15 protein-coding genes are annotated in these 16935 nt (G+C 70.6%); 4 read left to right on the top strand and 11 right to left on the bottom strand.

Going from position 1 to position 16935, the window contains the following annotated elements:
* Position 1 precedes the first annotated feature (1 nt).
* From rfaE2 to ACWDMM_RS30740, 8 genes are all read right to left on the bottom strand, one after another.
* The gene (gene rfaE2 / locus ACWDMM_RS30775; protein WP_195081070.1) at positions 2-1399 is read right to left on the bottom strand and encodes a D-glycero-beta-D-manno-heptose 1-phosphate adenylyltransferase; all 1398 of its coding nucleotides are present in this window, start codon (positions 1397-1399) and stop codon (positions 2-4) included.
* The gene (locus ACWDMM_RS30770; RefSeq protein WP_357104776.1) at positions 1396-1959 is read right to left on the bottom strand and encodes a D-sedoheptulose-7-phosphate isomerase; all 564 of its coding nucleotides are present in this window, start codon (positions 1957-1959) and stop codon (positions 1396-1398) included. Before ACWDMM_RS30770 ends, rfaE2 begins: the two co-directional genes overlap by 4 nt.
* On the bottom strand, positions 1956-2999 hold the full coding sequence (locus tag ACWDMM_RS30765; RefSeq protein WP_357104779.1) for a glycosyltransferase family 9 protein: 1044 nt from the start codon (positions 2997-2999) through the stop codon (positions 1956-1958). The genes ACWDMM_RS30770 and ACWDMM_RS30765 overlap by 4 nt, the downstream gene beginning before the upstream one ends.
* Positions 2996-4495, bottom strand: a complete 1500-nt coding sequence (locus tag ACWDMM_RS30760; RefSeq protein WP_357104782.1) for an HAD-IIIA family hydrolase — start codon at positions 4493-4495, stop codon at positions 2996-2998. The genes ACWDMM_RS30765 and ACWDMM_RS30760 overlap by 4 nt, the downstream gene beginning before the upstream one ends.
* Complete coding sequence (locus ACWDMM_RS30755) at positions 4492-6114, bottom strand: carbamoyltransferase family protein (RefSeq protein WP_195081074.1); 1623 nt, start codon at positions 6112-6114, stop codon at positions 4492-4494. The genes ACWDMM_RS30760 and ACWDMM_RS30755 overlap by 4 nt, the downstream gene beginning before the upstream one ends.
* A 120-nt stretch (positions 6115-6234) precedes the next feature.
* Positions 6235-7206, bottom strand: coding sequence for a UDP-glucuronic acid decarboxylase family protein (locus tag ACWDMM_RS30750; protein WP_449940817.1), 972 nt, complete (start codon positions 7204-7206; stop codon positions 6235-6237).
* 8 nt (positions 7207-7214) lie between these two features.
* Complete coding sequence (locus ACWDMM_RS30745) at positions 7215-8507, bottom strand: glycosyltransferase (protein WP_357104789.1); 1293 nt, start codon at positions 8505-8507, stop codon at positions 7215-7217.
* Between the two features lie 31 nt (positions 8508-8538).
* Complete coding sequence (locus ACWDMM_RS30740; RefSeq protein WP_357104792.1) at positions 8539-9516, bottom strand: glycosyltransferase; 978 nt, start codon at positions 9514-9516, stop codon at positions 8539-8541.
* Positions 9517-9674: 158 nt separating this feature from the next.
* Here ACWDMM_RS30740 and ACWDMM_RS30735 point away from each other — a divergent pair, with 158 nt between their 5' ends.
* The 4 genes from ACWDMM_RS30735 to ACWDMM_RS30720 all read left to right on the top strand — a co-directional run bounded on the left by ACWDMM_RS30735 (position 9675) and on the right by ACWDMM_RS30720 (position 13822).
* On the top strand, positions 9675-11066 hold the full coding sequence (locus ACWDMM_RS30735; RefSeq protein ID WP_357104795.1) for an aldehyde dehydrogenase family protein: 1392 nt from the start codon (positions 9675-9677) through the stop codon (positions 11064-11066).
* An 87-nt stretch (positions 11067-11153) separates the two neighbouring features.
* The gene (locus tag ACWDMM_RS30730; RefSeq protein WP_449940814.1) at positions 11154-12041 is read left to right on the top strand and encodes a polysaccharide pyruvyl transferase family protein; all 888 of its coding nucleotides are present in this window, start codon (positions 11154-11156) and stop codon (positions 12039-12041) included.
* Positions 12038-12922, top strand: a complete 885-nt coding sequence (locus ACWDMM_RS30725; protein ID WP_449940812.1) for a glycosyltransferase family 2 protein — start codon at positions 12038-12040, stop codon at positions 12920-12922. Before ACWDMM_RS30730 ends, ACWDMM_RS30725 begins: the two co-directional genes overlap by 4 nt.
* 3 nt (positions 12923-12925) lie before the next feature.
* Positions 12926-13822, top strand: coding sequence for a glycosyltransferase family 2 protein (locus ACWDMM_RS30720; protein WP_449940809.1), 897 nt, complete (start codon positions 12926-12928; stop codon positions 13820-13822).
* A 35-nt stretch (positions 13823-13857) separates the two neighbouring features.
* Here the strand turns inward: ACWDMM_RS30720 and ACWDMM_RS30715 are convergent, their stop codons facing one another.
* From ACWDMM_RS30715 to ACWDMM_RS30705, 3 genes are all read right to left on the bottom strand, one after another.
* Entirely contained in the window at positions 13858-14835 is a 978-nt protein-coding gene (locus ACWDMM_RS30715) for an acyl-ACP desaturase (RefSeq protein WP_195081407.1), read from the bottom strand.
* 120 nt (positions 14836-14955) lie between these two features.
* The gene (locus ACWDMM_RS30710) at positions 14956-15735 is read right to left on the bottom strand and encodes a sigma 54 modulation/S30EA ribosomal C-terminal domain-containing protein (RefSeq protein ID WP_357104802.1); all 780 of its coding nucleotides are present in this window, start codon (positions 15733-15735) and stop codon (positions 14956-14958) included.
* A 254-nt stretch (positions 15736-15989) separates the two neighbouring features.
* The gene (locus ACWDMM_RS30705) at positions 15990-16730 is read right to left on the bottom strand and encodes a hypothetical protein (protein WP_449940806.1); all 741 of its coding nucleotides are present in this window, start codon (positions 16728-16730) and stop codon (positions 15990-15992) included.
* Positions 16731-16935 lie beyond the last annotated feature (205 nt).

The raw sequence follows: 16935 nt of genomic DNA, 5'->3' as shown, positions 1-16935 counted from the left end.
CTTACGTTCTCGGGTCGCCCGCGCCTGCCCGGCTCGCGGCGACCAGTTGTGTTGTCGAGTAACCGGGAACAGTGGGAATCAGCGCGATCTCGCCGCCGTAACCGCGAACGACCGCGGCCTCGGGCAGATCGACGCCGGAGTAATCGCCGCCCTTGACCCAGACATCGGGGCGAAGGCGGTCCAGCAACGCGCTCGGTGACGGCTCGTCGAAGACGACGACGGCGTCCACCGAAGACAATTCGGCCAGCAGCCGGGCACGGTCGCGCGCCGTGACGATCGGACGGTGCGGCCCTTTCAGGCGCCGCACCGACGCATCGGAATTGAGGCAGACCACCAAGGCGTCACCCATGGCGCGCGCTTGGCGCAGCAAACTCACGTGGCCGGGGTGCAGCAGGTCGAAACAGCCGCCGGTGGCGACCAGCCTGCCGCCGCGCGCCCTGATCCGCGCCGCCACCTCGAACGCCGACTCGTTCGGCTCGGTCGCGCCCGTCGTGGCGACGGCCGCGCTGTCGCACGTGGACAACGTGGCCGCGCCGCCCGCCGCGACGAACCTGGCCGCCGCGTCGACGGCGTGCGACACGGCGTCGGCCACCGTGCAGCCGTCGAACAGCGCGGCGGTCGCGGCCGAGGCGAATCGGTCACCAGCTCCGCACGTGTCGGTGCCGGAATGGCCGGCGAGACGAACTCCGGCAGGGACCGGAACGACGGTGAGCCGCTTCCCGTTGGCCAGGACCGCACCACCCGGACCGGTGGTGACCGCGACGGAATCCGCTGCCCACTCGTCCCGGAGCACCTTCGCCAGCTCGTCGGGCTCGACGTATCCCGGAGCGAACTGCCGCGCCTCCTTCAGGTTCGGCGAGACCAGCTGCGTCCCGGGTGTCGGCGCGGGGCCACGCGGATGCGGATCCCACACCACCGGTACGGACCGGGCAAGTTCGGTCAGCAGGCTCCTGATCCGCGGGTGCGCGGCGACACCTCGGCCGTAGTCCGCGACGAGAATCGCGCCCGCCGCCCGCAGTGTCCTGGTGACCGAAGCGCTCAGCGAGCCGCCGTCGGCGGTGCCGTCGCCGGTGTCCAGTCGCAGCAGCGACTGCCCTGCGGCGCGCACCCGCGTCTTGCGTATCGTCTTGCCGCGCAACGTGATCGGAACGACTCGGACATGCTGCTCGAGGAGTCTGGTGAGGGTGCGGCCGTCGTGGTCGTCGGCGGTCGCCGTGATGAGCGAGACCTCGGCGACCGACTGCGCGGCCAGCGCGGCGGCCAATCCGGCGCCGCCGGGGCGCGTCCACTGGCGTTCCACGTCGACCACGGGCACGGGCGCTTCGGGCGACAACCGCTCGGCGACCCCTTCGATGTCGACGTCCAGCATGCTGTCGCCGATCACGACCAGCGGTTTCATGTCGGTACCCCCAGTGCGTCGTCCAGGGCCGAGCACAGGGCGTGCACCAGGACCAGATGCACTTCCTGCACAGTGGCCGTGGTGGGCGCGTCGACGGCAAGGGCGTCGTCGCACAGTGCGGCGAGCGGATTGGGCGCGGGCCCGGTCATGGCCCATGTGGTGACACCGATGTCGTGCGCGGCTTTCGCCGCGGCCACCACGTTCTGGCTGGTGCCGCTGGTGGACAGCAAGATCAGGATGTCGTCGGGTCTGCCGTGCGCGCGGACCTGCCGGGCGAACAGTTCGGTTTCGCCGTAGTCGTTGACGATCGCGGTGCCGGCCGAGGTGTCGGCGTGCAGGGCGATCGCCGAGAACGGACGGCGCTCGTGGCGGAAGCGGCCGACCAGTTCACCGGTCAGGTGCTGGGCTTCGGCGGCGCTGCCGCCGTTGCCGCAGGCGAGCAGTCGCCCGCCGTTGTCGAGCACGACCGCCAGATGCCGTCCCCATCTGCGGATATCGGGTGCGAAGCAGCTGGTGCGGTCCAGCGCCGCATGCAACGCCGCGAAATGATCCTCGATCACCGCGCACCTCCTGTCCGCGGACGCGCAGCTCTGCCCGCACCCAGTTCTTCGGCTACCGTGACGACCTGCTCGGGGGCGATCGAGTCGAGGCACGGGTGGCCCGCCACCGGGCAGATCCTGGCTCTGCTGCCGCGGCACGGCGCGCGTTGGTCACCGAGCATGGCCACCGGCACGCCGTAGGGCGCCCACCGTTCGGCGGGCACGACCGGCGCGAACAGCGAGACCACGGGGGTCCCGACGGCCGCGGCCAGATGCGCAGGGCCCGTGTTGGGCGCCACCACGACGCTCGCGTCGCGCAGCACCGCGGCCAGCTCGGGCAAGGTGGTCGCTCCGCCGAGATCGAGGCCGTGCCTGCCCGCGACCGCGCCGGTGAGCGGCCGGTCGGAGGGTGCGCCGGTCACGATCACCCGGTGACCGGCGCCGGTCAGCGCGGCGACGATGGCCGCCGACCGGGACGATGAGGGCTGCCGCGCAGGCGCCGACGCGGCGGGATGCACGACCACGTAACCCGGTTCGCCGGTGAGCCCGCCGACTTTCGGCAACGGCTGCCGGACGGCGAGTTTCCCGTCGTCACCGGGCGGCAGCCGGAAACCGGCCGCCGCGGCCAGCGACAGCGCGCGTTCGGCTTCGGGCGGATCGCCCTCGACGTGATGGCGCAGATCCAGCAACGAACCGGGGTAGTCCTCCGAGATCGCCCCGATCCACGGAACACCGGCCATCCGCAGCAACAGCGCCAGCGGCAGTGAGGACTGGTGGAAAGACGTGAGAATCAACGCAACGTCCACCTCGAGCGCGCGGATCCGCTCGACGAAAGCGTCGATGCCCGCCGGCGTGACCGCGGGCGGCTCCAGATCGATCCACGGCGCGCGCCAGGTCACCACCTGGTCCACACCGGGCAAGAGCTCCGCGGCGGCCCGGCCGCGCGGGCCGGCCAGCAGCGTCACCGAATCGGCGTGCGCCGCCACCGCTCGCACGCACGGCCCCGCCAGCAGCACATCGCCGAAATTGTCCATGCGCGCCACCAGCGCCCGGCCGGTCACGGCACACCCGCCATCGCCAGCCGGACGGCTTCGGTCAGATCCCGCGCCACGGTCGCTTCGCGACGGGCGTGCCGCACCTCGTCGGGAAGGGTTCGCGCCGTCGGCACCAGGATCGCGCGTGCGCCCGCGGACTGCGCGGCGGCGACGTCGGCGCCGGTGTCGCCGATGACCACGCACCTGCCGATGTCGACGCCGAGATCCGCCGCGGCCTGCCGGATCAGGCCCGGCTCGGGTTTGCGGCACCCGCAGCCGTCGCCTTCGCCGTGCACACATACCTGCCACGTCCCGAACGGCCCGAGCACCTCATCGACCCGGGAGTTCACCGCCGCCAGCTGTTCGCGGCTGATCAACCCGCGCGCCACGCCGGACTGGTTGCTCACGACGCCGACCTGGATGCCTGCCGCGCGGACTCTGCGCAGCGCCTCGACGGCTCCGGGCACCGGCCGGACCTCGGTGGGGTCGGCGAGGTAAGGGACGTCGACGATGAGGGTGTCGTCGCGGTCGAACAGCAATGCCAGGGGCGAGGCGTGGGTCGCGTCGCGGTGGCGCAGCTCGCCGCGCAGCCGGTGCCAGCATGCCGCCGGTGGTATCAGCGCGCTGCTCAGTGTCATTCGGCCGATCTCGGCGGCCGTGCGGGGGCCGGGTGCGATGCGGCGCGCGGCGAAGTCACCGGTCAGCGCCAGCCACACCGCCGCGGCCGCGAGAGCAGGGCGTCCGCGGCCCGCGAGGCCCAGCGCCATGGCCCCGGCGCCTGCGGCCGTGGTGAGCGCGTGGCGGCGCAGGAGCCCGGCCTCTTCGCCGATCCTGGCCCGCCATCGAGCGCCGTACTTCCGGCGCAGCAAGGCGTTGTCGGCGTTGCCGCGTTGTGCTCGGACACTGGCCATGGGGCCCGATTCGCGCAGTGGGTGACGAGTGACGCGCCGGCCCTCGGCGATGGCGTAGCCCGCCAGACAGACCCGCAGCGCCAGATCGGCGTCCTCACGGAAGGCGCGCGGGAATCGTTCGTCGAAGCCGCCGACCGCGACCAGCGCTGACCTGCGGTAGGCCATGTCCGCCGTGATCCAGCGCGCCGTGGCCAGCCGTGCGATCCCGCGCTCCGCGTCGGTCGGCCTGCGGTGCTTCGGCAGCGGAACCTCGATGCGGGCCGTGGAAGCCGCCGTGTCGTCGTCGAGACCGTGCAGGTCCTCGGCCAAGCGGGCAGGCCAATCCGGCGCGGTGAGCACGTCGTCGTCCAGGAAAGCGATCCAGGTGCCGGACGCGTGCCGCCATCCCGCGTTCCTGGCCGCGGCGGGTCCGCGTCCACCCGAGCGGATGACCTGAACCGATGGCGCCGTCGCGGGCAGCGGGAGGTCCCCCTCGCGGGGCCGGTCGTCCACCACGATGATCTCCCGTGGCTTCGGACCCGACGCGGTGGCCAGCGACGCGAGCAGCACGCGAAGACTTTCCCGGCCCATGGTCGGGATCACGATGCTGTAGTCCACGGTGTGGCCGTTCATGGGCGGCGGACCACGAACGACCCGATGGCGAGCAGATCGATGGGCGCCGAACCGAAGCATTCGAGGGCGTCGCGCGGGGAATCGACCATCGGCCTGCCCGCCGTGTTCAGGCTCGTGTTGATCACCACCGGCAGACCCGTGCGCCGCTCGAACTCCGCCAGCATCCGCGCCAGGACCGGCTTGTCCGCGGGATCGACGGTCTGCACCCGCGCCGTGCCGTCCACATGGGTCACGGCCGGAATCCGCTCCCGCCACCGCGGCGCGACGTCGTGCACGAACAGCATGTACGGGCTGGGCAGCGGTCCGCGGGTGAAGATCTCGGACGCCCGGTCGGCGAGCACCATCGGTGCCAGGGGCCGGAACTGCTCGCGCCCTTTCACGTCGTTGAGGCGTTCGAGATTCTCCGATCGGCCCGGATGCGCCAGCAGTGAACGGTGACCGAGTGCGCGCGGGCCGAATTCGGCCCGGCCCTGGAACCAGGCGACGACCTGATCTTGCGCGAGCGCCTGCGCTACTTCCGCCGCGATGTCGTCGGATTTGGTGTAGCGGACCTCGGCCGTGCGGAGAACGGTTTCCAGTTCCGCGTCCGTCCACTCGCGTCCGAGGTCGGCCCCCGGCATCGGGGTCACGCGCTCCCCGAATTCCGCCGCCAATTGCAGCGCGGCGCCCAGCGCGGTGCCTGCGTCGCCCGCCGCGGGTTGCACCCAGATCCGTTCGTAGGGGCCTTCGGCGTGCAGACGACTGTTGGCCACGCAGTTCAGCGCGATACCACCGGCCAGGGTCAGGGTTCGCTGCCCGGTCTGGCGATGCAGCCAGGAGGTCAACTCCAGCAGTACGTCCTCGAGTCGTCGCTGGACGCTCGCGGCGAGGTCGGCGTGATCGCGACCGAACTCGCCGTCGGTGACCGCGGGCGCGAAGTCCGGCCAGCGCACGGGCTCGGTGCGGAAACCGCCGTCGCCGGTGGCGTACACCAGTTCGCGGAACCGATCGAGGAACCGGGGCGTTCCGTAGGAGGCCAGTGCCATGACCTTGTATTCGTCGCTGGATCTGGTGAATCCCAGATGCGCGGTGAGGTCCTCGTACATCAATCCGAGCGAGTGCGGCAGCTGCTGCGCCGCCAGCTCGACGAACTTGCCGTCTCGGTATTCTCCGGCCAGATAGGACTGGCTCTCCCCGCGTCCGTCGGCCACCAGCACCGCCGAGTCGCCGGAGGGGGCCGCCAGAGCCGCGGACGCGGCATGCGCCAAGTGATGCCGCACGAAACGCACGATCGTGGGATCGAGTCCGGGCAACGCGGCCGCGAGGAAAGCCGGCGCTCGGAACGCGTAGTCCGTTCTGGTCGCCTCGCTTTTGCGATCCAGACCGCCGAGCGAATGGTCGACCAGTCGCGGGTCGTAGGAGTAGCCGACGGCGTCGAGCTGATCGGGACGCAACCCCGCTCGCTCCAGACACCAGGCGGCCGCCTGTTCGGGCAGTTCCCACGCGGAGAACGGAACCGGGCGCTTGCCGTGCTTGCGACGGGTGAACCGCTCTTCCTCGGCGGCCGCGACGATCTCGCCGTCCACGATCAGAGCCGCAGCAGGATCATGAAAAATCGCGTTGATTCCGAGAATGCGCACCGGGCCGCCTTTCTGTTCGAGACTTCGAGACGCGCGGGACCTGTCGGTTCGCCCGCTGGCATACAAGGGGGGCGCTACCCGCTGAAGTCACGACTAAACCGCTTCGCCGTCCGGCCCCGGTCAGCGCACGGATTCTTCGGCCGGCTCGGTCGTTCGACCGGCGAACCAATCGATCGTGCGCCGCAGGCCCTCCTCCCTGTCGACCAACGGCCACCAGCCCAACGCACGCCGGGCCAGCGAGATGTCCGGGCAGCGCCGCTGCGGATCATCGATGGCGCCGTCGACATACGTCACGATGGAACGGCTGCCGATCGCCGCCCGGATCTCCTCGGCGAGGCGGCGCACGGAGATCTCGTGCGGATTGCCGATGTTGACCGGGCCCGGATGGTCGGTCGAGGCCAGCGCGAGCAGGCCGCGCACCGTGTCGTCGACATAGCACAGTGAGCGGGTCTGCTCGCCGGTGCCCGCGACGGTGAGCGGCGCGTCCGACAACGCCTGGGCGATGAAGGTGGGCACCATCCGGCCGTCGTCGGTACGCATGCGGGGGCCGTAGGTGTTGAAGATCCGGGCAATTCCCGTATTCACCCCGCGTTCCCGGCGGAAGGCCATCGTGAAAGCCTCGGCGTACCGCTTCGCCTCGTCGTAGACGCTGCGCGGGCCGACCGGATTGACGTGACCCCAGTAATGCTCGGGCTGCGGGTGGACAGCGGGGTCGCCGTAGACCTCACTCGTCGACGCGAGCACGAAACGAGCCCGATTCCGCTCGGCCGCGTCGATGGCGTTGGCGGTGCCGAGAGCGCCCGCCCGCAATGTCTCGATCGGCAGGCGCAGGTAGTCCGGCGGCGATGCGGCCGAGGCGAGATGGAAGACGACGTCGAAAACGCCCATCGCGGGCAATGGCTCGGTGACATCGTGCCGAACGAGTTCGAATCCGGGGCGGTCCAGCAGCCGGGCGACATTGTCCGGTGTGGACGTGGCGAAGTTGTCGAGCGCGACCACCGTGGTGCCCGCGTCGAGCAACTGCTCGCACAGGTGTGATCCGACGAATCCGCAGCCGCCGGTGACCAACGCACGTTCGCGGGGTTCGGACATGACGCCGCCTATCCTTGACCGCTCGCGCGCACACCGTGGTCAGTCGACGGCGCCTCGGGAGGAAGCTCCGCGACGTCGACCGCACCGCCATCGGTGGGCCCGCTCCCGCGGCGGGCGCCGGATGCGATCACCCGGTGGTAGGCGTGGAGGGTCTCCGTGGCGATCCGGTCCCATGAATAACGCGCTTCGACGCGCTCGCGCCCGGCGCGGCCGCAGCGCTCCCTGAGCCCGGGCGTGGTCAGCAGATCGCCTACCGCGTCGGCCAGTTCCGCCGGCTCGCGCGCAGGGACCAACCTGCCGGTCACACCGTCGACGACGGTATCGATGAGACCACCCACCGCGGTGGCCACCACGGGAATGCCGCATGCCATCGCTTCCAGCGGCGTCATCCCGAACGGTTCGTACCACGGTGTGCACACCGCGACGTCCGCCGATCTCAGCAGCGGAGCTATCCGGGTCCGCGGCACCCGCCCCAGCATGTGCAACCGGTCGCGCACGCCCAGCTCCTCCGCCAGCGTCAGCAGCCGCTTGCCCTCCGGGTCGTCGGCGAGTTCGGCGTCGTCCGGGCCGCCGACCAGCACCAGCTCGGTGTCGCGCAGGCTGGTGAGCGCGGTGATCGCGGTGTCGAAACCTTTTCGCGGCACCAATCTTCCGACGCTGATCATCCGGTGCTCGGCCGACTTCGGTTCCGCCGGTCCGTCGGGTGTGAACTGCGCGAGATCCACGCCGCACGGGATCACCGAGGTCCTGGACCGGGGCACGCCGAACCTGGCGAGTTCGAACACCTCGTCGGTGCAGGTGGCGATGATGCGGTCGGTTTGTTCGGCGATCAGCCGCTCCAGGCGCACCCGGTCGGCCGGACTGGTGTCGTCGGCGCCTTGGTGGCGGCGCTTCACCACGCCCAGCGCGTGAAATGTCTGGACCACGGGAACGCCGGTGGGGCGTGCCCCCGACAAGGCCGCGAGCCCGGACATCCAGAAATGCGCGTGCACCACATCCGGCCGGACGTCGCGCCACTGCTCGCGCAGGAAGACACCGAATTCGACCATGTGCGGCAGCAACTCGTCCTTCGGCAGCACACGAGCGGGACCGGCCGGAACGTGAACCACGCGGTAACCCTGTTCGGCGGTGACCGTGTCCGGCGCGTCGGCGTCCTCCCTGCGCGTGTAGACGGTGACCTCGTGCCCCTGCCCGCACAGGGCCGCGGACAGCTCGGCGACATGCACGTTCTGCCCGCCGGCATCGACCCCGCCCAGCACGGCGAGCGGGCTGGCGTGTTCGGACACCATCGCGATCTTCATGATTCCGCCTTCTCTCTCCGGGACACTGCCTTCATTCGGTGACCTCGGCGAGCAGGGCATCCCACCGGCGCAGGAAGACCCCGAGGCCGTAGTGCTCCAGCGCGAACTGCCGTCCCGACTTGCCCGCGAGCGCCGCGAGATCGGGTTCGTGGAGGAATTCGTGGAACTTCGCGGTGAGCGCCGCGACGTCGGTGGAGATCGCACCGGCTTCCGGCGGCACGGCCATGACGGCCTCGGTGGTGGCGATGGCCACCACCGGCATGGCCAAGTGCATGGCTTCCAGCAGGGACAATCCGAGCGAGGTCCAGCGCGCGGTGTGCAGATACACCCTCCTGCGCGCCATTTCCGGATGCAACGCCGACTGCCGCAGATCCCCGACGCCGCGGATCGGGTGGCCGGTGGATCTGTCGGCCGTGTAATCGGCCGCGCCGATGCCGTACAGGTCGATCGGTCCCGCCATCGCGAAGTCCGGCAGCAGATCGCTTCCGGTGATCCGCCCGCGCCGCGTCGGTTCGTTGATCAGCGCCACGCCATGGGGCAGTTCACCGGTGTAGAGCGCGCCGGGGTCGACGATTCCGTGCGGCACCACCCGGGTGGGCGCGCGTCCGTTGTCCCACATCAAGTTATTGAAGTGGGTGACGTGCACGAGCGGGATGTCGGCGCGATCGGACAGGGGATGGCTGGTGGTGGCCGCGCTGGGACGCGGGGCGTTGTGCTCGACGTAGACGGCGGGAATATCGGCCCCGGGGCGACGACCGAGCCAGCGTTCGGTGAGATCGATTTCCTCCGGGCGCTGCAGCACGACCACGTCCGGCTCGGTTTCGCGCAAGCGATCCGCGGGCACTTCCGCCGCCGAAGGCCAGTCGCGACCGCACCGTCCACGGCCCCACGGTCCGCCGCCTGCCAGCACGGGCAGCAGATAACGGTGCCGCCCTTGGACGAACGACGTCGTCCATGAGCCGTGCACGTGCCACAGCAGCACCGTGAGCCGCTCGGTCTTTTCGGCCATGCCGGTAGCTCTTGCCTATTACCGCCGGATCAAACCTGGTCGGCGCGGCACGGCAGCAACCTCTCAGCTATCGAGCCTGGTGAACGTGCCGTGCGGCGATATCGACACGGCTGTGGCACGACCGGTTTGAACCGCGGAAGCCAGGCAATGGCCGCGACATGAGCGCACCCAACGCTGCCCCGTCCGCCACCGGACTCCGCGCGACCGAAACGATCGAGATCGTCGATCCCGCCAGCGGAGCCGCCGTCGGCAAGGTGCCGATGACTGATCTCGCGCAGATCGATCGGCAAGTGGGTATGGCAAATCGCGCGCAATCCGCGTGGGCGCGTACTCCGGCGGCCGAGCGGGCCGCCGCCGTCCGTGCCGGCGCCGCTCTGCTGCGCGAGCGCGCCGACGAGTTGGCCGAACTCAACCGGCTCGAAACCGGACGTCCGCGGTCGGAGAGCAAGGAGGGGGTGCTGGCGGGTGCCGCGACGCTGGAGCAATATGCCGAACTGGGACCGCTGCACCGAGGCAGAAGCCTGCAGGGGGCTTTCGAAGCGACCGATCTCATGGTGTGGGAACCGCGCGGCGTTGTCGTCGCCCTGACACCGTGGAACGATCCCGTTGCGGTGTCCTGCGGTTTGCTCGGCGCGGCACTGGTCACCGGAAACACCGTCGTGTACAAGCCGAGCGAACGCGCGCCGCATACCGGAGGTCTGCTCGGTGAGTTGCTGGCCGGCACGCTTCCCGAGGGCGTTCTGCAGACGGTGCAAGGCGACGGAAGGGTGGGCGCGCTGCTGGCCGCGCGGCTGGATGTGGACGTCGTCGCGCATGTCGGCAGCACGGCCACGGGACGGTCGATCGCGCGGAGCGTGGCGAACACGGGCGCGAAGGCACTGCTGGAGAACGGCGGCAACGACGCGCTCGTGGTCGACGCCGGAGTGGATCCCGTCTGGGCGGCCGGGCAGGCGGCCCTCGGCGCGTTCGCGAACTCCGGTCAGATCTGCGTGTCGGTCGAGCGGATCTTCGTACACCGGGACGTCGCGGAATCATTCCTGGCGGCCTTGGTGGCCGAGGCCGAGTCGTGGAAGCCGGCCCCACTGGTCGACCGGCGCCACCGCGAGCAGGTCCACGCGCAGGTCCGCGACGCGGTCGAGCACGGCGCCGAGCTGTTGACCGGCGGTGTGCTGCCGGACGGCGCCGGTGCGCACTATCCGGCCACCGTGCTGACACAGTGCGATCCGGCCATGCGGATCATGCGGGAGGAAACCTTCGGTCCGGTCGCGCCGGTGCGAGTGGTGGACACGTTCGAGCACGGCATCGAGGAGGCCGCCACCGACGACTACGGTCTCGCGGCCACCGTGTTGACGCCTTCGATGGCCCATGCCCAGCTCGCGTGGCGGGAACTGCCGGTGGGCACGGTGAAGATCAACTCCGTCTTCGGCGGCGCGCCCGGCGGAGCGGCGCACCCGCGGCGCGCCAGCGGATCCGGCTTCGGCTACGGGCCGGAATTGCTGGACGAGATGACCCAGACGAAGGTCGTGCACCTGCGCGCGGCCCCGAGCTAGGCCACCGGCCCGCGATGTGCGAAGTTCGCGGTCACCGAACCAAGACACGGCTGATTGACCTGGGGTGCGGCGGGTATGGGCACAGACATGCGGGTACTTGTCACCGGGTGGCCCAGCTTCCTGCACGGGGAAGCGACGGCCGGGGACGTGTTGAGCATGAGCCGAGTGTGTGACGCTCTGGCCTCCGCCGCGATCCCGCACGACACGGCGTGGAGCCCGGGGTTTCGTTCCGACGCGATGCATCTGGACGACGCGGACTCCGGACGCTATTCGCACCTCGTTTTCGTCTGCGGGCCCGCGCACGGTGAGCAGGTCCGGTTCCTGCACGAGCGGTACGCGAACTGCAGGCGCATCGCGGTGGGCGTCTCCATCCTCGATCCGGCCGATGCCGCGGTCACCGGGTTCCACCGCATCTTGCCGCGCGACAGTCCGTCCGTGGCGCGACCGGACATCGCGGTCGGGGCGTCCACGGTGAGCGTCCCGGTGGTGGGTGTCGTCTTCGCCCCGGGCCAAGCCGAATACGGCATGGCCCGCAGGCACCGCTCGGTGCATCGCGCGCTGCTGCGGTGGCTGCGCGAACTCGACTGCGCGCGACTGCCGCTCGACACCAGATTGACCTCCGACGACTGGCGGCTGTGCCGCACGCCCGACCAGCTCGCGTCGGTGTTCGCTCGCCTGGACGCGGTGATCACCACGCGGCTGCACGGCATGGTGCTGGGACTGCGCGCCGGTATCCCGGTGCTGGCGGTGGATCCCGTCGCGGGCGGCGGAAAAGTCACCGCGCAGGCGAAGGCGCTGGACTGGCCCGCGCTGGTCGGCGCCGAGCAGACCACCGACACAGGCGCGTTCGATCAGTGGTGGCGCTGGTGCCTGGCGCCCGCGGGGCGCGAACGGGCGCGGCGGCGGGAGTTCCCCGTCGCCGACACCCTCACCAGCGACCTGCTCGAGGAACTGCTCGCGGGACGGCCGGCGTGAGCGCGCCGGCGGTGGCGAAGACCACCGTCGTCATCGCCACCCGCAATCGCGCCGCCGAACTGTGCCGAACCTTGACCGAACTGCGCGCACTGCGCCCGGCCCCCGCGATCGTGGTGCTGGACAACGCTTCGGTCGACGACACGGCCGACGTGGCGGAGGCGTTCCCCGGGGTGCGCGTCGTCCGGCTGCCCCGCAATCTCGGCGCCGCGGCGCGCAACCTCGGCGTCGCGCTGGCCCGGACGCCCTACGTCGCGTTCAGCGACGACGACTCGTGGTGGGCCGAGGACGCGCTCGAGGAAGCCGAGCGGGTGCTGGACGCCCATCCACGGCTGGGCCTGGTCGCGGGACGCACGCTCGTCGGCGCCGACCACCGTGACGATCCGGTCAACGAACTGATGGCGACCAGCCCGCTCGGGCATCCCCCCGGGCTGCCGGGCCCGTTGGTTCTCGGCTTCCTCGCCTGCGCGGCGATCGTGCGCAAAGACGCGTATCTACAGGCGTCCGGGTTCAGCCCGCTTCTGCATTTCGGCGCCGAAGAACGGTTGCTGTCACTCGACATGGCGGCGTGCGGCTGGGACCTCTGTTACGTGGCGCGGGTGCGCGCCCATCACCACCCCTCGGCGCGGCGGCCGCCGCAGGCGTGGCGCAGACGGGCCGAACAGCGCAACAACGCGTTGATCGCCTGGATGCGCAGGCCGCTGCGGCGGTGCGCGGCCGAGTCCGCGAGCCTGCTGTGCCGGACGGTGCGCGACCCGGGAACGGTGCTGGCGTTCGCCGGGATCGTGCGCCGCCTGCCCAGGGCGCTGGCGCAGCGGCGCAGGCTGCCGCCGGAGATCGAGCGCAGGGCCAGAACTCTGGAACTCGCCCACGGAAGGAAGTGACGGATGCCAACGGAACGGATGACGGTCGTCATCATCACCCGCAACCGGCGCGAGCAACTGCTGCACACCCTCGCCCACATGACCGCGCTCGCCGACGCGGCCCCGATCATCCTGGTCGACAACGGTTCCACCGACGGAACGGCCGCCGCGGTCGCCGCGGCGTTCCCTTCCGTGCAGCTCATCCGCTCGGCGGACAACCTGGGCGCGGTGGCCAGGAACATCGCGGTCGAGCGGGTGGTCACGCCGTACGTGGCGTTCTGCGACGACGACACCCGCTGGCAGCCGGGCGCGTTGACCCGCGCGGCCGATCTACTCGACCGGTATCCGGGCCTCGGCTCGGTGACGGGACGCTGCCTGGTCGCCCCCGACCTCCGCGAAGACCCGATCACGCCGGAACTGCGCTACTCGCCGGTCGCCGGGCCCGACTGGCTGCCAGGCCCCGCCCTGCTCGGCGTGATGGCGGCGCTGTCCGCCTTCCGGGTCAGCGCGTTCCGTCAGGTCGGCGGGTTCTCCCGGCGCCTGTGGTTCGGTGGGGAGGAGGAACTGCTCGCGCTCGACCTCGCGGCGTACGGCTGGTGGATGTGCTGGGTGGAGGACATCGTGATCCACCACGAGCCGTCCACCACCCGGGACCCGACCCATCGTCGCCGCCTCGGCATCCGGAACACGCTGTGGACGCTGTGGTTGCGCCGCCCGGCCCGCAGCGCCGCGCGGCGGACCGCCGTGGTGCTCAGATCGGCCCCGGCCGACCTGACGACCGCGGCGGCCGTTCTCGACACGCTGCGCGGGATGCCGTGGGTGCTGCGCGAACGAAAAGTCCTGCCGCCGCGAGTGGAGGCGGGGCTCGTTCTGCTGGAAGAATCCCAGCGCCATTCCGCCGCGCGGCGCTATGTGGGCTGACGCCCGTTTCGCCGGCCAGGATCCCTCCGGTGCCACTATCCCGCCACGGTGCCGACACCCCGGCGCGCTTCCCGCGCGAGGGCGCGGTCGCGTTGTTCCTCGAACCGGGGAATGCGCACGTGCTCGAGGTCGTCCAGGAAGGCGGCGAGTCGTTCCCTGGCTTGCTCGCCGCGCGGACCGAAGTCGTCGCGCTCGAATACGTTCCACTGCCGGATGACCGGTTGCAGCACTTCTTCCGAATGCTGGCGCAGATCGTAGATGCCGTGTTTGGCCATGAGGACGCCGTTGCGCCGGAAGTTGGGCATGCCGGTGCCGGGCATCCGGAAATTGCGCACGATCAGGTCGATCGCTTCGATGGCCTGATCGGGCACCAGATCCAGGGCCGCGGCGCACATGCCGCGGTAGAAGATCATGTGCAGGTTCTCGTCGGCGGCGATGCGTTGCAGCATGCGGTCGGCGACCGGATCGTCGCAGACGGCCGCCGTGTTGCGATGGCTGATGCGGGTCGCCAACTCTTGAAAGGACACGTAAGCCACCGAGAACAGGAATCCGCCGTCACCGGAGGTGTCCGTGCGCTCCATCGGCGCGGCGAAACCGTGGGACATGTGCGCCATACGGTCGTTCTCCAAGGCGACCGGGTCGACAGCCCGGGTGACGACGAGGTAGTCGCGCAGGACGATGCTGTGGCGGGCCTCCTCGGCGGTCCATCGTCCCACCCACGAGCCCCACGCGCCGTCTCGGGAGAAGTTCGCGCTGATCTCGCGGTGATAGGAGGGAAGATTGTCCTCGGTGAGCAGATTCGTGATCAAAGCCGCCTTCGCCACGTCCGACAGTCGCGATTGGCTCGGGTCCCAATCGATTCCGCCCAGCATCGCGAAGTTGTGTCCCGCGTCCCACGGCACGTAGTCGTGGGGATGCCACTCCTTGACCATGGACAGGTGGCGGTCCAACGCGGCGCCCGCGAATTGTTCCAGTTCGGTGAGAATCTCCAGCTGTGTCAGATCACGCGCCAACGTCGTGTCCGCCTTTCTTTTGCGCATGGTTCGGAAGGAGAGGTGATCGATAACGGCTCGGTCCGGGCGTGACCGGCGACGACCGGTGCCGGACGGACAGCGCCGGGGGAGTGCGGTTGTTCAGGCGGTGACGGTGTCGATGCGGTCGGCGGGTGCGACGAGCGTCAGGCCGCCGTCGTAGCGGCGATACATCAGACGGCCGCGTCCCGACGCCGAGTCGGTGTAGAACAGCGACGGCAAGCCGTATTCGCATACCCGTGCCACGGCTCGGGTTTCGGTCAGCTCCGGGGCCGGGCGGGGATTGATGGTGACCAGTCCGGGAGTGCCCGCGATCCAGGGCGGGGTATGAACGCTGTGCTGGCGCGCCATCCGCAGCCCGAACGGCCCTGCGCGGTGGACGACGGCGTCCTCTCCGGTCTCGGCATCGGTGAACAGATGCGCGTCGTAATCCATCGCGTCCATGATCGCCGCCGCCGCGGGCAACCCGCAGGTCATCAGCGCGACGACCTTGCGGCGGACCAGTTCGCCCGGACCGGGGGCGTCCAGCGGCCGACGACCCGGATCCGGCCACGGACGCGGCTCCCACGTCTTCTGCAACGCCTTGATCTGCCGTTCCAACCGCACCAGCGTCGGCAACGCGTCACCACGGCGTCGCGCCAGCGTCTGGATGCGTGCCGGCGTGCCGCCGACGGACAGATTCACCTGGACGACCATCGGGCCGTCGTCGTGATCGGGCCCCGTGATCCGCAGGCGGGCGCTGCCCGCGGCAGGGAAGCGCGACAGCAGACGGCACACGGTGCCGGCGAAGCGCTCCCGCTCGAGTGCGGGCACCCGGCCCGCGGCGAACACGGCGACTTCCGGGAACGACGTCGACGACCACGCCTCCGACACCAGCGACATCCCATCCTCCACTGCTCTCGCCCCACCGACTCACCTGGCACGACTGTGCCCGCGGCGCGCGGCGTGGCCGTAGGGCCGAAAGTCCGCTGCGCCGGTTACTTTCCGCACCGGAGAGTCCCTCGGTGTCCGGTAGTTCAGCGCGGATCGCCCGGCGACCGCGGCCGGTCACGGTGTGCCGCCGCAGGGGGTGCGGCGCTGGTCCTACCCCGGATCGGCGGGGAGTCAGCGGAGCGCGGGGTGGCGTGCCGGCCCGCTCACTCGACGCGCCCGGCCGGTTCGCCGGAACGCGCACCGGCGAGTCGCGGCAGCCGCAGTGAGGTGGCCGGACGGTTGTATGCCCATTGGGCGACGGCGACGACGGCCGAGCCCAGCGAGGTGACCCCAGCGAGCAGGGGCCAGTGGGTGAGTCCCGCGGTGTTGTAGGAGACCTGCCGCACCCCCGGCGCGATCAGGCTGCCGTTGCCGAACGCCCAGCTGGTCACCATGCCGACCTGCCCGCCGAAGTCCGAGGAGCGCGCGAGCATGGCGCGCAGCTCGGGAGCCTTGCTGTTGACGTAGAGCACGGTGAGCGCGACCAGCGCCGCGGTCGTCACCGCGCACGCCGTCGCCGCGCGCGCCAGGATCTCGGTGCGCAGCCGGAGATTCACCGCCACCACGCAGACGGTCATGACGATCGCGCCCGCGGACAGCAGCGCCAGGGCGCCGCTGATCCGCGCGGTGGGCGGTTGCGTCGCCGACCAGACGTTGAGATACGAGGTGGTCGCGGTGATCCGGCCGAAGGCATTCGCACTGGCTCTGCCGTCGGCGCCCGCCGCCATGAGCCACGGCTGGAACAGCAGGATCAGCGTGACGAGGCTGCCTGCCGCGGCGCCGAGATAGCCCCGGTGGCCGTGCAGCGCGGGCCGGGATGCGCGCGATGCGCCGAGCCGTCCCGGCGTCGCGTCCGGTACTCGCTCGAGCCGAGAGTCCTTCGCTGACCAGGGAGTTGGCTGCACGTCGCTCCGAAATCGAGGATCGGTTCGCTGCGGAACCGAGGCGGACATGGCGATCCCCGGCTGCGGTCGTCCTCGGGCACGGTGCTCAGCAGGGTTCTCCGAACACTAGGAGCTGCGCAATGGCCGGAAAATGATTGCGATCAACGGGATTCTGAATCCTCTGAGTAAGCGGTTACCGACGAGGTCGCGACGACGTACCCGCGGT

It is taken from the genome of Nocardia sp. NPDC003726 (assembly GCF_053586955.1).
Note: the sequence above shows the minus strand (reverse complement) of the source record. Positions and strands in the feature narration are given on the sequence as shown.